This window comes from Intrasporangium sp., from assembly GCF_036566125.1.
In the GTDB taxonomy this organism is placed as follows: Bacteria; Actinomycetota; Actinomycetes; order Actinomycetales; family Dermatophilaceae; genus Intrasporangium.
In genome coordinates this window covers 17,263-32,498 of the sequence record NZ_DATCWX010000164.1, presented here as the reverse complement: position 1 = coordinate 32,498, position 15,236 = coordinate 17,263, and the positions used below count along the sequence as shown (strand labels likewise).

Annotated in this window: 13 protein-coding genes; 9 read left to right on the top strand and 4 right to left on the bottom strand. The window is 69.3% G+C overall.

Features of this window, described 5'->3' with window-relative positions; translation table 11 throughout:
- Together VIR15_RS09805 and VIR15_RS09800 are read left to right on the top strand one after the other, a co-directional pair.
- A partial coding sequence (locus VIR15_RS09805) for an MFS transporter (protein ID WP_331927292.1) occupies positions 1-622 on the top strand: 622 nt, incomplete at its 5' end.
- A 132-nt stretch (positions 623-754) separates the two neighbouring features.
- On the top strand, positions 755-1,660 hold the full coding sequence (locus VIR15_RS09800) for a DUF559 domain-containing protein (protein ID WP_331927291.1): 906 nt from the start codon (positions 755-757) through the stop codon (positions 1,658-1,660).
- A 95-nt stretch (positions 1,661-1,755) separates the two neighbouring features.
- Here VIR15_RS09800 and VIR15_RS09795 read toward each other — a convergent pair whose 3' ends face one another.
- The gene (locus VIR15_RS09795) at positions 1,756-3,348 is read right to left on the bottom strand and encodes an acyl-CoA mutase large subunit family protein (protein ID WP_331927290.1); all 1,593 of its coding nucleotides are present in this window, start codon (positions 3,346-3,348) and stop codon (positions 1,756-1,758) included.
- Positions 3,349-3,499: 151 nt separating this feature from the next.
- The gene (locus VIR15_RS09790) at positions 3,500-4,054 is read right to left on the bottom strand and encodes a GbsR/MarR family transcriptional regulator (protein ID WP_331927289.1); all 555 of its coding nucleotides are present in this window, start codon (positions 4,052-4,054) and stop codon (positions 3,500-3,502) included.
- A 65-nt stretch (positions 4,055-4,119) separates the two neighbouring features.
- Here VIR15_RS09790 and VIR15_RS09785 point away from each other — a divergent pair, with 65 nt between their 5' ends.
- From VIR15_RS09785 to VIR15_RS09775, 3 genes are all read left to right on the top strand, one after another.
- The gene (locus tag VIR15_RS09785) at positions 4,120-5,070 is read left to right on the top strand and encodes an ABC transporter ATP-binding protein (RefSeq protein WP_331927288.1); all 951 of its coding nucleotides are present in this window, start codon (positions 4,120-4,122) and stop codon (positions 5,068-5,070) included.
- Positions 5,067-6,668 (top strand): ABC transporter permease, encoded by a 1,602-nt coding sequence (locus VIR15_RS09780; RefSeq protein WP_331927287.1) that lies wholly within the window; start codon positions 5,067-5,069, stop codon positions 6,666-6,668. Before VIR15_RS09785 ends, VIR15_RS09780 begins: the two co-directional genes overlap by 4 nt.
- 114 nt (positions 6,669-6,782) lie before the next feature.
- Positions 6,783-7,880 (top strand): mannose-1-phosphate guanylyltransferase, encoded by a 1,098-nt coding sequence (locus VIR15_RS09775; RefSeq protein ID WP_331927286.1) that lies wholly within the window; start codon positions 6,783-6,785, stop codon positions 7,878-7,880.
- Positions 7,881-7,918: 38 nt separating this feature from the next.
- Here VIR15_RS09775 and VIR15_RS09770 read toward each other — a convergent pair whose 3' ends face one another.
- Entirely contained in the window at positions 7,919-9,085 is a 1,167-nt protein-coding gene (locus VIR15_RS09770) for a nucleotide sugar dehydrogenase (RefSeq protein ID WP_331927285.1), read from the bottom strand.
- A 160-nt stretch (positions 9,086-9,245) separates the two neighbouring features.
- Positions 9,246-10,103, bottom strand: coding sequence for a hypothetical protein (locus tag VIR15_RS09765; protein ID WP_331927284.1), 858 nt, complete (start codon positions 10,101-10,103; stop codon positions 9,246-9,248).
- Between the two features lie 193 nt (positions 10,104-10,296).
- Here VIR15_RS09765 and VIR15_RS09760 point away from each other — a divergent pair, with 193 nt between their 5' ends.
- The 4 genes from VIR15_RS09760 (at position 10,297) to VIR15_RS09745 (ending at position 15,118) form a co-directional block, all read left to right on the top strand.
- Positions 10,297-11,481 (top strand): glycosyltransferase family 4 protein, encoded by a 1,185-nt coding sequence (locus VIR15_RS09760; RefSeq protein ID WP_331927283.1) that lies wholly within the window; start codon positions 10,297-10,299, stop codon positions 11,479-11,481.
- Between the two features lie 138 nt (positions 11,482-11,619).
- The gene (gene sdhC, locus VIR15_RS09755; RefSeq protein ID WP_331927282.1) at positions 11,620-12,420 is read left to right on the top strand and encodes a succinate dehydrogenase subunit SdhC; all 801 of its coding nucleotides are present in this window, start codon (positions 11,620-11,622) and stop codon (positions 12,418-12,420) included.
- Positions 12,420-14,366, top strand: a complete 1,947-nt coding sequence (locus VIR15_RS09750; RefSeq protein WP_331927281.1) for a fumarate reductase/succinate dehydrogenase flavoprotein subunit — start codon at positions 12,420-12,422, stop codon at positions 14,364-14,366. Before sdhC ends, VIR15_RS09750 begins: the two co-directional genes overlap by 1 nt.
- On the top strand, positions 14,363-15,118 hold the full coding sequence (locus VIR15_RS09745; RefSeq protein ID WP_331927280.1) for a succinate dehydrogenase/fumarate reductase iron-sulfur subunit: 756 nt from the start codon (positions 14,363-14,365) through the stop codon (positions 15,116-15,118). Before VIR15_RS09750 ends, VIR15_RS09745 begins: the two co-directional genes overlap by 4 nt.
- Positions 15,119-15,236 lie beyond the last annotated feature (118 nt).

Here is a 15,236-nt window from a genome sequence, read left to right as displayed (position 1 = left end):
GCCGCTGCGGCTGTTCCGGTCGCGCAGCTTCTCGGCCGCGAACGTCGTCGGCCTGTTCTTCGCCCTGGGCATGTTCGGAGCCGTCTTCCTGCTCTCGCAGTACCTCCAGATCGTCCAGGGCTACAGCCCGCTCGAAGCCGGCATCCGCACGCTGCCGTGGACCGCGGCTCCGATGGCCATCGCGCCTCTCGCCGGCGCCCTGGCACCGCGGGTCGGCGTGCGCACGCTCCTCGTCAGCGGTCTCACCCTGCAGACCACGGCGCTCGCCTGGTTCGCCGTCATCACCGAGGCCGGTCTTGACTACGGGGCGTTCGTGCCGCCGCTCATCCTCGCGGGCATCGGCATGGGGCTGACGTTCGCGCCGGCGTCGACGGCCGTCCTCCATGGGCTCCCGGACGAGGACTTCGCCGTGGCGAGCTCCGCCAACGCGACGATCCGGGAGTTCGGCGTGACCCTCGGTGTGGCGACCCTGTCCGCGGTCTTCCTCGGGGCCGGCGGCGAGCTGACGCCCGCCGGTTATGACGGCGCCGTCGGACCGGCTTTGCTCACCGGGGCCGCAGCCGTGGGGATCGCCACGTTGGCAGCCCTGTTCGTCCCCCGCAAGCGACAGCTGACCGCCTGACGACCCGGGCCGACCAACCGGACGCAGGCCGCTTTCGCTCACCTGCTGAGCACGAACCCGGCTGGACGTCCGGTTGGTTGGCCCTGTGGACAGCTACGGGGGCGAGATCGCGCGACGTGGAAGGCTGGTCCGATGCACGCAGCCCGCGCGCTCCAGCAGTTGGGTGGCATCGCCCGCAGGGACCAGCTGCGTTTGTTGAGCAGTTGGCGCCGCATCGAGGCGGCCTTGGCCGACGGCTCGATCGTGCGGGTCGCTCACGGGCGTTACTCGCTGCCACTGGCGGAGCAGGGTCGCGGGGACGCCCTGCGGCTCTGCGGCACGGTGTCGCACCTGACCGCCGCCAACCAGTGGGGATGGGCGGTGAAGCACACGCCTGATCTGCCGCACGTCACCGTGCGCGCCAAGCGCAGCCTGGCCGCAGGCGCCGGGGACGAGGTCGTGCTCCACTGGCGCGATCTGGATGCCGACGACGTCGAGGAGGGCTGGGTCACCACGCGCGAGCGGACCGTCATCGACTGCTGCCTCGACCTGCCGTTCGACGAGGCACTGGCCGTCGCGGACTCGGCGCTCCGGTCGGGACTCAAGCGTGCGGTGGTCATCGAACGGGCGCGCTGGTTGGGACCGCGGCAGGTGAGCAAGGTCGAGCGCGTGCTGGCGGCGGCCCACGGCAAGGCAGCCAACCCGTTTGAGTCCGCACTGCGGGCGATCGCCCTCGATGTGCGTGGGCTGTCCGTTGAGATCCAGCACCGGATCCAGGACGACGACTTCTATGCACGGGTCGACCTCGCCGACCCAACGCTGCAGATCGTCCTCGAAGCCGACAGTTTCGAGTTCCACGGCAAGCGGTCGGCCATGCGACGCGACTGCCATCGCTACGACGAGCTCGTCGCCCGAGGATGGCTCGTGTTGCGGTTCGCCTGGGAGCAGGTGATGTTCGAGCCGGAGTGGGTTGCCTCCGTCATCCGGCGGACCGTTCAGCGCCGACTGGCTGAGCGGGGCCAACCGACCGGACGTAGGCGGCGTTCGCGCCCTGCCTGAGCACGACGGCGTCCGGACGTCCGGTTGGTTGACCCATTAGGCCCGCCGGAGCGGGACTCGGCGTCGGCCTGGGAGCAAGCCCAGCGGCATACGGCCTAGAAAGTCTCGCGTGGCTGGTAGACGCCCCACACCTCGCGGAGCGCGTGGGCGACCTCGCCGCCGGTGGCCCGCACCCGGAGGGCTTCCCGCATGGGATAGAGGACGTTGTCGCTGCCGCGGGCGGCTGCTTGAAGAGCCGACAAGGCAGCAGCAACGGCGTCGTTGTCCCGCTCGGCACGCAACTGCTGCAGACGCTCCCTCTGGTCAAGCTCGATCTGCGGGTCGACGCGCAGGGGGTCGTAGGCCTCCTCCTCGTCGAGCGTGTACCGGTTGACGCCGACGACGGTCCGCTCACCCTCGTCGATCTCGAGCTGGACGCGGTAGGCGGAGCGCTCGATCTCGGACTTCTGGAAGCCCTGCTCGATCGCGGCGACCGCGCCACCCTTGTCCTCCACCTGTTGGATCAGGGCGAGGGCCGCCGCCTCGATGTCGTCCGTCATCGACTCGACGACGTAGGAGCCGGCGAACGGGTCCACCGTCTTGGTGACATCGGTCTCGTAGGCGATGACCTGCTGGGTGCGCAGGGCGAGGCGGGCGGCCTTCTCGGTCGGCAGGGCGATGGCCTCGTCGAAGGAGTTGGTGTGCAGGGACTGCGTGCCGCCGAGCACCGCGCCGAGACCCTGGAGCGCGACGCGGACGAGGTTGACCTCGGGCTGCTGGGCAGTGAGCTGCACACCTGCGGTCTGGGTGTGGAAGCGGAGCATCATCGACTTCGGGTTCGTCGCGCCGAACTGCTCCTTCATGATCCGCGCCCAGATGCGCCTCGCAGCTCTGAATTTCGCCACTTCTTCAAGCAAGGTGGTGCGGGCCACGAAGAAGAAGGACAGCCGCGGCGCGAAGTCGTCGACGTCGAGCCCCGCGGCCTGGGCGGCGCGGACGTACTCCATCGCGTTCGCCAGGGTGAAGGCGATCTCCTGCACGGGCGTCGCACCGGCCTCGGCCATGTGGTAGCCGGAGATGGAGATCGTGTTCCAGCGCGGCAGCTCCGTGTGGCAGTACGCGAAGACGTCGGCGATGAGGCGCAGCGACTCGCGCGGCGGGTAGATGTAGGTGCCGCGCGCGATGTACTCCTTGAGCACGTCGTTCTGGATCGTTCCCGTCAGCTGGTCGCCGCCGACGCCCTGCTCCTCGGCGACGAGCTGGTAGAGCAGCAGCAGCGTCGAGCCGGGCGCGTTGATCGTCATCGACGTCGAGATCTTGTCGAGCGGCAGGTCGTCGAACAGGATGCGCATGTCGTCGATCGAGTCGATGGCGACCCCGACCTTGCCGACCTCACCGTGCGCGATCGGCTCGTCGGAGTCGTAGCCCATCTGCGTCGGCAGGTCGAAGGCGACGGAGAGGCCGCCGGTGCCGGCCTTGACGAGCTGGTGGTAGCGCTCGTTCGACTCCTTCGCCGTGCCGAAGCCGGCGTACTGGCGCATCGTCCACGGCTTGCCGGTGTACATCGTCGGGTAGACGCCCCGCGTGAACGGATAGCTGCCGGGCTGGCCCAGCCTGGCCTCCGCGTCGAACCCGTCCAGCGCATCGGCGCCATAGACGGCCTTGATCGGTAGGTCGGACTCGGAGCGCGCGCCAGTGCTGTCAGCCATGCCGTCGAGCGTAGTGGCGTCGGCCTGGGTGAGCTTCGGCCAGGAGCCCGAACGTAGCCGATCTCACGTGGTGCGTTCACCCCTTGGTCGTATGCCGCTGGGCTGGCTTCCGCACGGCTGTGTCCCTATCGGCGCAGTCGGGGTGGTGGGGTCAGTGGTCGGTGGGCCAGTCGCGGATGATCTCGGCCTTGCGCTCCTCCCAGCCGGCGCGGATCGACTCCATCTTCTCGAAGAGGTAGTCGAAGTACTCGACGGTGAGCTGCAGCCGGCGACCCGCCCGGGTGTTGGGGCCGACTGCGGCGACCCCGTCTCGAACGCTGCTCTCCATCTGCGACAGCATGCGGTCGCGGCTCAGCATCGCGTTGTGCCAGCCGTCGTCCTGCACGACGTAGACGTCTCTGCGCGTGCCGCGCTCGCGTTCCTTGCCGATGAGCATGGTGTGCGTCAGGTAGCGCACCGCCCCTGAGACCGCGGCGGGGCTGACCTCGAGGGCCTCGGTCAGCTCGCCCGCAGTCATCCGGCCGTCGTCGTCGGCGAGGAGCTGGGCGAAGACGCGAGAGGCGAGTCGGGGCATGCCGGCGTCGGTCAGGGCGTCGCCGAGACGCTCCACGTAGGCGCGGACGGCCCGGTCGTCGCGGGCCGGCGCTTCGCCCGCCTGGGTTTCACCCGGATCGGCGCGGACCGTTGTCCCGTCCTCCAGCCTCATGGGGCGACGATATCGCATCGTTAATAACATTCACCAACTGCTGAATGATGTGTAATGTGCCAGCTATGACCGCAGCGATTCAGGTCACTGACCTCCACAAGCGTTTCGGCACCACGGTGGCCCTCGACGGGCTCGACCTCGAGGTCGCCACAGGCGAGATCCACGGCTTCCTCGGGCCCAATGGCGCCGGCAAGTCCACCACGATCCGGATCCTGCTCGGGCTGCTGCGTTCCGACAGCGGCAGCGCGAGCCTCCTCGGCGAGAACCCGTGGACGGACGTGGAAACCCTCCACCGGAGACTCGCCTACGTCCCAGGTGACGTCGCCCTCTGGCCGAACCTCACCGGTGGCCAGGTGATCGACCTGCTCGGCAACCTCCGTGGCGGCCTCAACGAGGGGCGGCGGGCCGAGCTGCTCGAGCGCTTCGACCTCGATCCGACCAAGAAGGGGAGGTCCTACTCGAAGGGCAACCGGCAGAAAGTCGCACTCGTCGCGGCGCTCGCCTCGGACGTCGAACTGCTCCTCCTCGACGAGCCCACCGCGGGCCTCGACCCGCTCATGGAGGCGGTCTTCAAGGACACGGCCCGGGAGAGGCGCGACGAGGGCGTGACGATCCTCCTGTCGAGCCACATCCTCAGCGAGGTCGAGTCGCTCTGCGACCGCGTGAGCATCATCCGGGACGGGCGCAACGTCGAGTCCGGCTCGCTCGCGCAGCTGCGGCACCTGGCCAGAACCACCGTGGACGCGACGCTGGCCCAATCCGTCACGGCCGAGCAGCTGGCGAGCGTTCCCGGGCTCGGCGACGTCGTGCTCACCGACCACCACGTCGTGTGCACGGTCGAGTCGACCCACCTCGGCCAGCTGCTCGAGCTCCTCGGCCGCCACGGCATCCGCAGCCTGACCAGCGCTCCCCCGACCCTCGAGCAGCTCTTCATGGCGCAGTACCGCGGTTCGTCCAGCGGCCTCGGCGGGAGCGAGGCGGACCCGTCGGCCCCTGAGGCGGCGACGACCCGATGAGCGGCTTCACCGGCACGTTCGCCCTGCTGCGCCTCGCGGCCCGTCGCGACCGGGTCCTCATCCCGGTCAGCGTCCTCGCGCTCGTCGTTCTCGTCGCGGGCTCGGCGCAGGCGACGATCGACCTCTATCCCACCACCGAATCCGCGCTCGGTGCGATGGGTGACATCGTCACCAACCCGGCGCTCGTGGCGATGTACGGCCCGCTGACCAGTCCCACGATCGACTCCTTCTCGGTCTTCAAGACGATCCTGCTCGGTGGGGTGTTCCTCTGCCTGCTCGCCTACATCGTCGTGCGACGGCACACCCGGACCGAGGAGGAGGAAGGGCGCCTCGAGCTCGTCGGGGCCGGCGTCGTCGGGCGTCGTGCGCCGCTGGCCGCTGCCATCCTGCTCGGTGTCCTCGCCGTACTCGTCACCTGCGTGCTGACCACCGTGTCTGCCATCGCCGTCGGTCTCGACCAGACCGGTTCCGTCGCCCTGGGAGTCGCTTGGCTGGCGATGGGACTCACGTGGGTCGGCGTCACCGCGTTCGCAGCGCAGCTCACGGAGACGGCACGCGGCACCGCCGCCTTCTCCCTCGGCGCCCTGGCCGTCGTGTTCCTTCTGCGTGCCGTCGGGGACACAGCCGAGGAGGACAGCCCGCTGACCTTCCTCACGTGGCTCTCGCCGATCGGCTGGGGCGAGAAGGTCTCACCCTACGGCGCGAACCAGCTCTGGCCGCTGCTGCTGGGCATCGCCGCCTTCGGGCTGCTCAGCGGGGCGGCCTTCAGCCTGCTCGAGCGGCGCGACCTCGGTGCGGGCGTCATCCCGCCCCGTCCCGGACCCGGCCGGAGCCGGATGCGCACGGTCGAGGCCCTCACGGCCTACCTCGCACGCGGCACCATCATCGGGTGGGTGGTCACGGCGCTCGTGCTCGGCACCGTCGTCGGCTCGATTGCCGGGAACGTCCAGTCCCTCATGGATTCGCCGCAGACAGCGGAGATGCTGCGCAAGCTCGGCGGTGGAGCAGGCACGATCGTCGACGTCTTCTTCTCGGCGGAGCTGCACATCGCGTCGGTCGCGGTGGCGGCCATGGGCATCTCGCTGGTGACCCGGCTCCGGTCCGAGGAGACATCGCTGCGCGGCGAGTCGGTCCTGGCGACGTCGGTGACCCGGCTCCGCTGGGCGCTGTCGCACGTCGGCGTCGCGGTCCTGGCGACGACGCTGGTCATGGTCCTCGTCGGCATCGCTGCGGGGCTGGCCGACAGCCAGAGAACCGGCGACGCCGCAGGGTCGATCGGCCGCCTGGTCGGCGCGAGCATCGTGACTCTCCCGGCCATCTGGGTCTGTGTGGGCATCGCCCTCGTCTTCGTCGGACTCCTGCCACGGCACACCGGGCTGGTCTGGGCCGTCCTCATCGCGTTCTTGCTGCTCGGGGAGTTCGGGGCGATCTTCGGGCTGCCCGAGTGGGTCCAGAGCCTGACGCCCTTCGGGCACGTGCCCGGCCTGCCCGCGGCGGACCTCGTCATGACGCCCCTCATCACGCTGACGGCCATCGCCGCTGGGCTCGTGCTCGTCGGGACCGGTGCTCTGCGGCAGCGAGACTTCCCGACGACCTGACGCTCCTCCCCTTCGTCCTCTGCACACTCGACGCGACGGAGGGGGTGCGGGAGGTCTCGGCGGAAGCCAGCCCAGCGGCATACGGCATCGTGGTTTGTCGGTAGGTTCTGCCCCATGTCTGAGGGAACGCAGATCGAGGGACTGTGGGCGGTCATCCCCGCGGGCGGGTCGGGCACACGGCTGTGGCCGCTCTCGCGTCGGACCTCCCCGAAGTTCCTCCACGATCTGACTGGGTCGGGGCGCTCGCTGCTGCGGATGACGTGGGACCGGTTGTCCCCGCTCGTCGAGGACCGCTTCCTCGTCGTCACCGGAGCAGCCCACGAGGACGCCGTGCGCAGCCAGCTGCCGATGCTCCGCCGCGACGACGTCGTCGCGGAGCCGTCACCCCGCGATTCGATGCCGGCCATCGGGCTGGCCGCGGCCATCCTCGAGCGACGCGACCCGGAGGCGATCCTCGGCTCGTTCGCCGCCGACCACGTCATCACGGACGTCGCCGCCTTTCACGCTGCCGTCGCCGAGGCGTGCGCGGCTGCCCGCGCAGGCGAGCTCGTCACGATCGGCATCGAGCCGACACACCCGGCGACCGGGTTCGGCTACATCAGGCAAGGTTCCAGCCTGGACATCGAGGGGGCACCCCACGCCCGCCGCGTCGACGAGTTCGTCGAGAAGCCGAACGCCGAGGCCGCGCGGCGCTATGTGGAGTCGGGCGAATACCGCTGGAACGCAGGGATGTTCGTCGTCGGCGCGACGACTCTGCTCGAGCTGCTTGCCGAGCACCACCCCGACCTCGTCGACAACCTTCGCATCATCGCGAGCGACCCGCGCCGCATGCAGGACCTGTGGCCCACGCTGCCGAAGATCGCCATCGACCACGCCGTCGCCGAGCCGGCAGCCGCCGCCCGACGGGTGGCCGTGGTGCCGGCGTCCATCGGCTGGGACGACATCGGCGACTTCGCTTCCCTGGCAACGATTCTCGGCAGCGGCAAGGCTGAGTCGCTCGAGGTGATCACGGGTGCGGACCACGTCATCAGCGTCGACTCGACGGGCATCGTCGCGGCCGACAGCGGACGGGCGGTGGCCATCGTCGGGCTCGACGACATCGTCGTCATCGACACCGCAGACGCCCTGCTCGTGACGACCAAGGACCGGGCCCAGGACGTCAAGCGGGTCGTCGACGAGCTGACGGGGCGCGGGCTGACAGAGCTCACCTGAGGCTCACATGTGGCGCCGCCTCGCTGGCGCGAGTGCACTCAGTCGCGGCCGTAGATGTCGCGCGTGTAGACCTTGTCGACCACGTCAGCCAGGTCGTCGGAGTGCCGGTTCGCCACGATGACGTCGGCCTCCGCCTTGAAGGCGTCGAGGTCCCGGACGACGCGCGAGTGGTAGAAGTGGTCCGACTCCAAGGTCGGCTCGTAGACGATGACCTCGACGCCCCTGGCCTTGATCCGCTTCATGATCCCCTGGATGCTCGAGCTGCGGAAGTTGTCGGACCCCTCCTTCATCACGAGGCGGTACATGCCCACGACCTGGGGGCTTCGCCGCAGGATGTCCGTGGCGATGAAGTCCTTCCGCGTCGTGTTCGAGTCGACGATCGAGCGGATCAGCGTCTGCGGGACCTGGTCGTAGTTGGCGAGCAGCTGCTTGGTGTCCTTGGGCAGGCAGTAGCCGCCGTAGCCGAACGACGGGTTGTTGTAGTGCGAGCCGATGCGGGGGTCGAGGCCGACGCCCTCGATGATCGACTTGGCGTCCAACCCGTGCGTTGCCGCGTAGGTGTCGAGCTCGTTGAAGTAGGCGACCCGCATGGCGAGATAGGTGTTGGCGAACAGCTTGGTGGCCTCGGCCTCGGTCGCGCTCGTGAGCAGCACCGGCACATCGGTCGCCTCGGCGCCCTCGACGAGCAGGTCCGCGAACTGCTTGGCCTCGGCCGAGGTGTCCCCGACGATGATGCGGCTCGGGTGGAGGTTGTCCCAGAGCGCCCTGCCCTCCCGGAGGAACTCCGGCGAGAAGATGACCTTCGCGTCGGGGTACTGGTCGCGCATGCGGGCGGTGAAGCCGACCGGAACGGTCGACTTGACGATGATGGTGGCCTGAGGGGCGTGGGCGCGGACGTCCGTGATCACCGACTCGACGCTCGACGTGTTGAAGTAGTTCGACTTCGGGTCGTAGTCGGTGGGCGTGGCGATGACGACGAAGGACGCGCCAGCGTAGGCGTCGGCAGGATCCGTCGTCGCGCGCAGGGCCAACGGCTTGGACGCGAGGTAATCCTCCAGCTCGTGGTCGACGATCGGGGACCGGCGCTGGTTGATCGCCTCCACCCGCCCGGCGTCGAGGTCGAGGGCTGCGACCTCGTTGTGCTGGGCCAGGATGACGGCGTTGGACAGGCCCACGTAACCGAGGCCGACGACTGCGATTTTCACACGGACACCTTAGACGGTGCCCCGGAGTGCGGCGTCCGCTGGAAGCGGAGGTCAGGCGGCCGCGTCCTCACCCGGTGACGCCCGCTCGATGACGCAGTCCCGGCGTCGGCACCGCCTCGGCCGACTCGACCAGCCTCGGTCCTGCAGGATGGAGGCGACGTCAGCGGCCAAGTCGCACGGGCTCGGGACAAGATCCGTCCAGTAGGCCCGGACCGTCAGTCTTCCCTCGACCAGCGATTTGCGGTCGCGACGCCCATCCCGTCTGCGGGCCTTCCAGCCCATCGTTGTTCAGACGGCCATCGATCTCGACCACGACCCGGAGCTCCTCGTACTCGACATCGCGCCGTTGGCCGTCCGCGAGGGGACTCTGGACGGTTCCCTTGGGTAGATCATGTGCGCGCTCGACGTCCCGGATGTAGCGCACCTCGGTCGGGCTCTCGGCACCGGCCTCCACGTCTGCGAGGACCTCAGTGAGCAGACCCCGATGCCGTTGCCGGGGTCGGCTGGCGAGCGCCCACCTCAGGTCGTCGGTCGTCGCGATGCCGAGGTCGATCGCCTTGGCCGCGAGCATCACGGCTCCATCCAGGTCGCGTTTCGCGGCGAGGTCCCAAACCGTGTGCGGGGCATTGATCCGGTGCGGCCACTCGGTGGGATGGGTGCGGTCAGACACGTATCGGCCGCGGGTCACGACGATTCCTGACGATGGACGCACGGCACGAGTCCAGGGGACGGAGACCTCAATCGGTGCTGGCTCGGCTCGGACAAGTCCCCGGGCGTGGCCCGCGCTGCGCCCGGAAAGGACAGCCCCGGGACCGGCATGGAGGAGCGCCGCCACGGCGAGCACCTCCCAGTCGCCGCGACCGGGCGTCGTGAGGTACACGCCTGGATGGAGTGCCGCCCAGTGCCCACGTCGTAGCTGCCACTCGATCGCCTTCCGGGTCATCCCCCCGCCGAGCGCCTGTTCGCGAGTGACGACGCCCGACTGCCCTGCAACTCGGGCTTTCGTGATGGCATTCATGCGTCGATGGTGCCCAGGAACGTCCCGCCGGCCGCGCCCATCGTCCACAGGCCTGAACAGTCTCCTGAGGGTGAAAGATCCGGCCCCCTATGAGGGGACGAAGCTTTCACACAGCCGCTGAAGTCACTGGGAGGTCACCCAACACACCCTCCCCCGTTGCCCCCCGATCATCTGGCCCCGCCAGCGTTGAGGCGTGCGGGTCGCGATCGTCACCGAGTCGTTCCTCCCGAGCCTCAACGGTGTCACCACGAGCGTTTGCCGGGTCGCCGACCACCTCCGGTCCCGCGGCCACGACGCGGTCTTCATCGCGCCGCGCTCGCGGGAGGCCACACCCGAGCGGCACGAACGGTACGCGGGGTATCCGGTCCACCGCGTCGCCTCGGTGCCGGTCCGCAGCTTCGACGTCGGACTGCCGAGCGGTGAGATCGAGGCGATCCTCGCGGACGCTGCACCCGACATCGTCCATGTCGCGAGCCCGTTCGTCATCGGGGCGAGGGGGCTGCGCGCAGCTGGCCGGCTCGGGCTGCCGACGGTGGCTATCTTCCAGACCGACATGGCCGGCTACCTCCGCCAGCACACGCCCGGCCCGGCGGGCGCCGCCGCGGCCCGAACCGCGTGGGGCTGGATCCGGCGCGTCCACTCGTGGGCGGACCTCACCCTGGCGCCCTCGACCGCGGCGCTGGCGGACCTGCGGGCGCACGGGATCGCCCGGACCGCCTTGTGGGGACGCGGCGTCGACACGAACTTGTTCAACCCGGCGTGGCGGTCCGATGCCCTGACTCGCGCGATGCGGCGCGAGCTCGCTCCGGGCGGCGAGCGCCTCGTCGGTTACGTGGGCCGCCTGGCCCCCGAGAAGGAGCTCGAGCGGCTCACCGAGATCGCGGACCTGCCCGGCACGCGCCTCGTCATCGTCGGCGGCGGCCCGTCGCGTGAGTCGGTCGGCGCGTTGCTCACCGAGGCGGTGGCTGCAGCGGCGGGCCGGCCCAACCTCCCACCCGTCTTCCTCGGGCCGCGTCTGGGAGAAGACCTGGCCCGGGCCTACGCGGCACTCGACCTCTTCGTCCACACCGGGACCCACGAGACATTCGGGCAGACGATCCAGGAAGCCGGGGCTTCGGGGCTGCCCGTCATCGCCCCGCGGGCCGGTGGGCCCATCGACCTCGTCACTGACGGCGACAACGGCCACCTCTTCGACCCCGCCGTCCCGGGGTCGCTTCGCGATGCCGTATGCCGCTCACTCTCCTCCCAGCACCACCTGGCCGAGCTCGGTCGGCGGGGACTCGAGCGGGTCCGCGACCGGTCCTGGGAGTCGGTCGTGGGCCAGCTGATCGGCCACTACGAGAAGGTCGCTCGCTCCCGGACGCTCGTCGCCGCGTGACCTCGCCGATGCGGTCGGCGCGAATCCCCCTCTGCCGCCGATGTTGCGGTTAGGGTGAGGCACGGCGCCCGACCAATGACGGTGGAGGTTCGCACGATGAGTGACACACGGCTCGATACCGGACCTCAAGGTCGATCGGTGCCTGGCGGAGTCGGCTCGCCGGGGCGAGCCCAGATCGCGGAGCCGACCCTGCGGACGGACCGTTGGTGGGTCCAACCCGCTGTCACGTTCGCGCTCCTGACGATCTGGGTGCTCTATGCGCTGGTCCGCACCGCCTCGCAACGCAACTACTTCGTCGAGGAATACGGCTACCTGACGCCGTTCTACTCGCCCTGTGTGACCGCTTCGTGCGTCCCGGGGGCACGTCACTTCGGGACGTGGTTCGGTGAGTTCCCGCCACTCGTGCCGTACGCGTTGCTCGTGCTGCCGTTCCTGCTCGGCTTCCGGCTCACGTGTTACTACTACCGCAGGGCGTACTACCGGTCGTTCTGGCTGTCGCCTCCCGCCTGCGCCGTGGCCGAGCCGCACCGCAGCTACACCGGCGAGACCCGTTTCCCGCTCTTCCTGCAGAACTCGCATCGGTTCTTCTTCTACTCGGCGCTGGTGGTCTCGTCGATCAACACGTACGACGCGACTCGGGCCTTCAAGGGCGTCGACGGCGGCTTCGGGATCGGCCTCGGCACGGTGATCATCGTCGTCAACGTCGCCTTCCTCTGGCTCTACACCCTGTCCTGCCACTCCTGCCGTCACGTCGTCGGCGGTCGCCTGACGCACTTCTCGAAGCATCCGGTCCGCTACCGCGCCTGGACGATCGTGTCGCGGCTCAACACGAGGCATATGGAGCTCGCGTGGATCACCCTCGGCACCCTCATGGTGACCGACGCCTACATCGCCCTGGTCGCCTCCGGGGCCTTCTCCGATCTGAGGTTGGTCAACTGATGGCTGCAGAGCTCGAGCGCCACGACTACGACGTGCTCATCATCGGTGCCGGCGGGGCCGGGCTGCGCGCCGCGATCGCCGCCCGAGAGGCCGGCATGCGGACGGCGATCGTCTGCAAGTCCCTCTTCGGCAAGGCACACACCGTCATGGCCGAGGGCGGCATCGCGGCGAGCATGGGCAACGTCAACAGCAGGGACAGCTGGGAGGTGCACTTCCGGGACACGATGCGCGGCGGCAAGTTCCTCAACTCGTGGCGGATGGCCGAGCTGCACGCCAAGGAGGCGCCCGACCGCGTCTGGGAGCTCGAAACCTACGGCGCCCTCTTCGACCGCACGTCCGACGGCCGGATCAGCCAGCGCAACTTCGGCGGCCACGAGTACCCGCGCCTCGCGCACGTCGGTGACCGCACCGGGCTCGAGCTGATCCGCACGATGCAGCAGAAGATCGTCTCGCTCCAGCAGCAGGACGAGCGCGAGACCGGCGACGCCGAGAGCCACCTCAAGGTCTTCGCCGAGTGCACCATCACCGACCTGCTCACGGACTCGGGGGAAACCGTCGGCACTGTCGGCACCGGCGGTGCCATCGCGGGCGCCTTCGGATACTGGCGCGAGTCGGGCCGCTTCATCCGGTTCGACGCGCCCGCGGTCGTGCTGGCGACCGGTGGCATCGGCAAGTCGTTCAAGGTGACCTCCAACTCGTGGGAGTACACCGGGGACGGGCATGCCCTCGCCCTCCGGGCAGGCTCGACCCTGATCAACATGGAGTTCGTCCAGTTCCACCCGACGGGCATGGTCTGGCCGCCCTCCGTCAAGGGCATCCTCGTCACCGAGTCCGTGCGCGGCGACGGCGGCGTCCTGCAGAACTCCGAGGGCAGTCGGTTCATGTTCGACTACGTGCCGGACGTCTTCCGTGGGCAATACGCCGAGAGTGAGGAGGAGGGCGACCGCTGGTACACGGATCCCGACAACAACAAGCGCCCGCCGGAGCTCCTGCCCCGTGACGAGGTCGCCCGGGCCATCAACGCCGAGGTCAAGGCCGGACGGGGCACGCCACACGGCGGGGTCTACCTCGACATCGCCTCGCGACGCAGCCCCGCAGAGATCCTCAAGAAGCTGCCGTCGATGCACCACCAGTTCAAGGAGCTGGCCGACGTCGACATCACAGCCGAACCCATGGAGGTCGGACCGACCTGCCACTACGTCATGGGCGGTGTCGAGGTCGACCCTGACACCGCTGCGGCGGCCCGCGTGCCCGGGCTGTTCGCCGCGGGCGAGGTGTCGGGAGGCATGCACGGGTCGAACCGGCTCGGCGGGAACTCGCTGTCCGATCTGCTCGTCTTCGGGGCCCGGGCCGGCGCCGGGGCGGCCGAGTACGTCACGGGCCTTGGATCGGCCCGACCGCAGGCCGACGCGGCCGCCATCGACGCGGCGGCGACAGCCGCGGTCGCCCCGTTCGCCGAGGAGGGCGGCGAGAATCCCTACACCGTGCACCAGGAGATGCAGCAGACGATGAACGATCTCGTCGGCATCATCCGCACCGCCGAGGAGATCGAGCAGGCGCTCGCCAAGCTCGAAGAGCTCAAGGTTCGCGCCCAGCACCTCACCGTCGAAGGTCACCGCCAGTTCAACCCCGGCTGGCACCTCGCCCTCGACCTGCGCAACATGCTCGCCGTCAGCGAGTGCATCGCCCGGGCCGCGCTGCTCCGACAGGAGAGCCGCGGCGGACACACCCGCGATGACTACCCGGGCATGGATTCCGAATGGCGATCCAGGCTGCTCGTCTGTTCGATGGACGCAGACAGCATCAGCGTCAAGGAGCAGCCGGCGGAGCCGATGCGCGACGACCTCATGGCGCTGTTCACCAGGGACGAGCTGGCCAAGTACCTCACCTCGGAAGAGCTCGCTGCCGTGCCGGCGACGAGCACCAGTGATGGGAGTGGGTCGTGAGCTACGACGCGAGCTTTCGGGTGTGGCGCGGGGACGCCGACGGTGGTGAGCTCGTCGACTACACCGTTGAGGTGAACGAGGGCGAGGTCGTCCTCGACATCATCCATCGGCTCCAGGCCACCCAGGCGGGCGACCTCGCCGTGCGCTGGAACTGCAAGGCCGGCAAGTGCGGCTCATGCAGCGCCGAGGTCAACGGCATGCCGCGCCTGATGTGCATGACCCGGATGTCGACCTTCGCCGAGGACGAGACCGTCACGGTCACCCCGATGCGCACCTTTCCGGTGATCCGCGATCTCGTCACGGACGTGTCCTTCAACTACGAGAAGGCGCGCCAGATGCCGTCCTTCGAGCCGCCACCCGGCCTGGCGCCCGGCGAGTACCGCATGGCCCAGGTCGACGTCGAACGCTCGCAGGAGTTCCGCAAGTGCATCGAGTGCTTCCTATGCCAGGACACCTGCCATGTCGTGCGCGACCACGAGGACAACAAGGACGCCTTCGCTGGGCCGCGCTTCTTCATCCGCGCGGCCGAGCTCGACATGCACCCGCTCGACGCCCGGACCGACCGCGTCCAACTCGCACGCACCGAGCAGGGCATCGGGCTGTGCAACATCACGAAGTGCTGCACGCAGGTCTGCCCCGAGAACATCGCGATCACCGACAACGCGATCATCCCGATGAAGGAACGCGTCGCCGGGGACCGCTACGACCCGCTCGTGTGGCTGGGCCGCAAGATCGGCCTCCGCAAGACCTGAGCTGCCCGGGCCCGACTGCCGGGTCGCCTTGCTGGACCCGACTGCGGGAGGGCTGGGACGGCACCTTTGCGCGAGAGGAGCTCAGCGGCATACGGCATCCTCGCGGGTAGTGGAAATG

Coding starts and splice junctions, on each gene's coding strand:
- VIR15_RS09800 (WP_331927291.1), top strand. CDS start 755: ATGCACGCAGCCCGCGCGCTCCAGCAGTTGGGTGGCATCGCCCGCAGG.
- VIR15_RS09795 (WP_331927290.1), bottom strand. CDS start 3,348: ATGGCTGACAGCACTGGCGCGCGCTCCGAGTCCGACCTACCGATCAAG.
- VIR15_RS09790 (WP_331927289.1), bottom strand. CDS start 4,054: ATGAGGCTGGAGGACGGGACAACGGTCCGCGCCGATCCGGGTGAAACC.
- VIR15_RS09785 (WP_331927288.1), top strand. CDS start 4,120: ATGACCGCAGCGATTCAGGTCACTGACCTCCACAAGCGTTTCGGCACC.
- VIR15_RS09780 (WP_331927287.1), top strand. CDS start 5,067: ATGAGCGGCTTCACCGGCACGTTCGCCCTGCTGCGCCTCGCGGCCCGT.
- VIR15_RS09775 (WP_331927286.1), top strand. CDS start 6,783: ATGTCTGAGGGAACGCAGATCGAGGGACTGTGGGCGGTCATCCCCGCG.
- VIR15_RS09765 (WP_331927284.1), bottom strand. CDS start 10,103: ATGAATGCCATCACGAAAGCCCGAGTTGCAGGGCAGTCGGGCGTCGTC.
- VIR15_RS09750 (WP_331927281.1), top strand. CDS start 12,420: ATGGCTGCAGAGCTCGAGCGCCACGACTACGACGTGCTCATCATCGGT.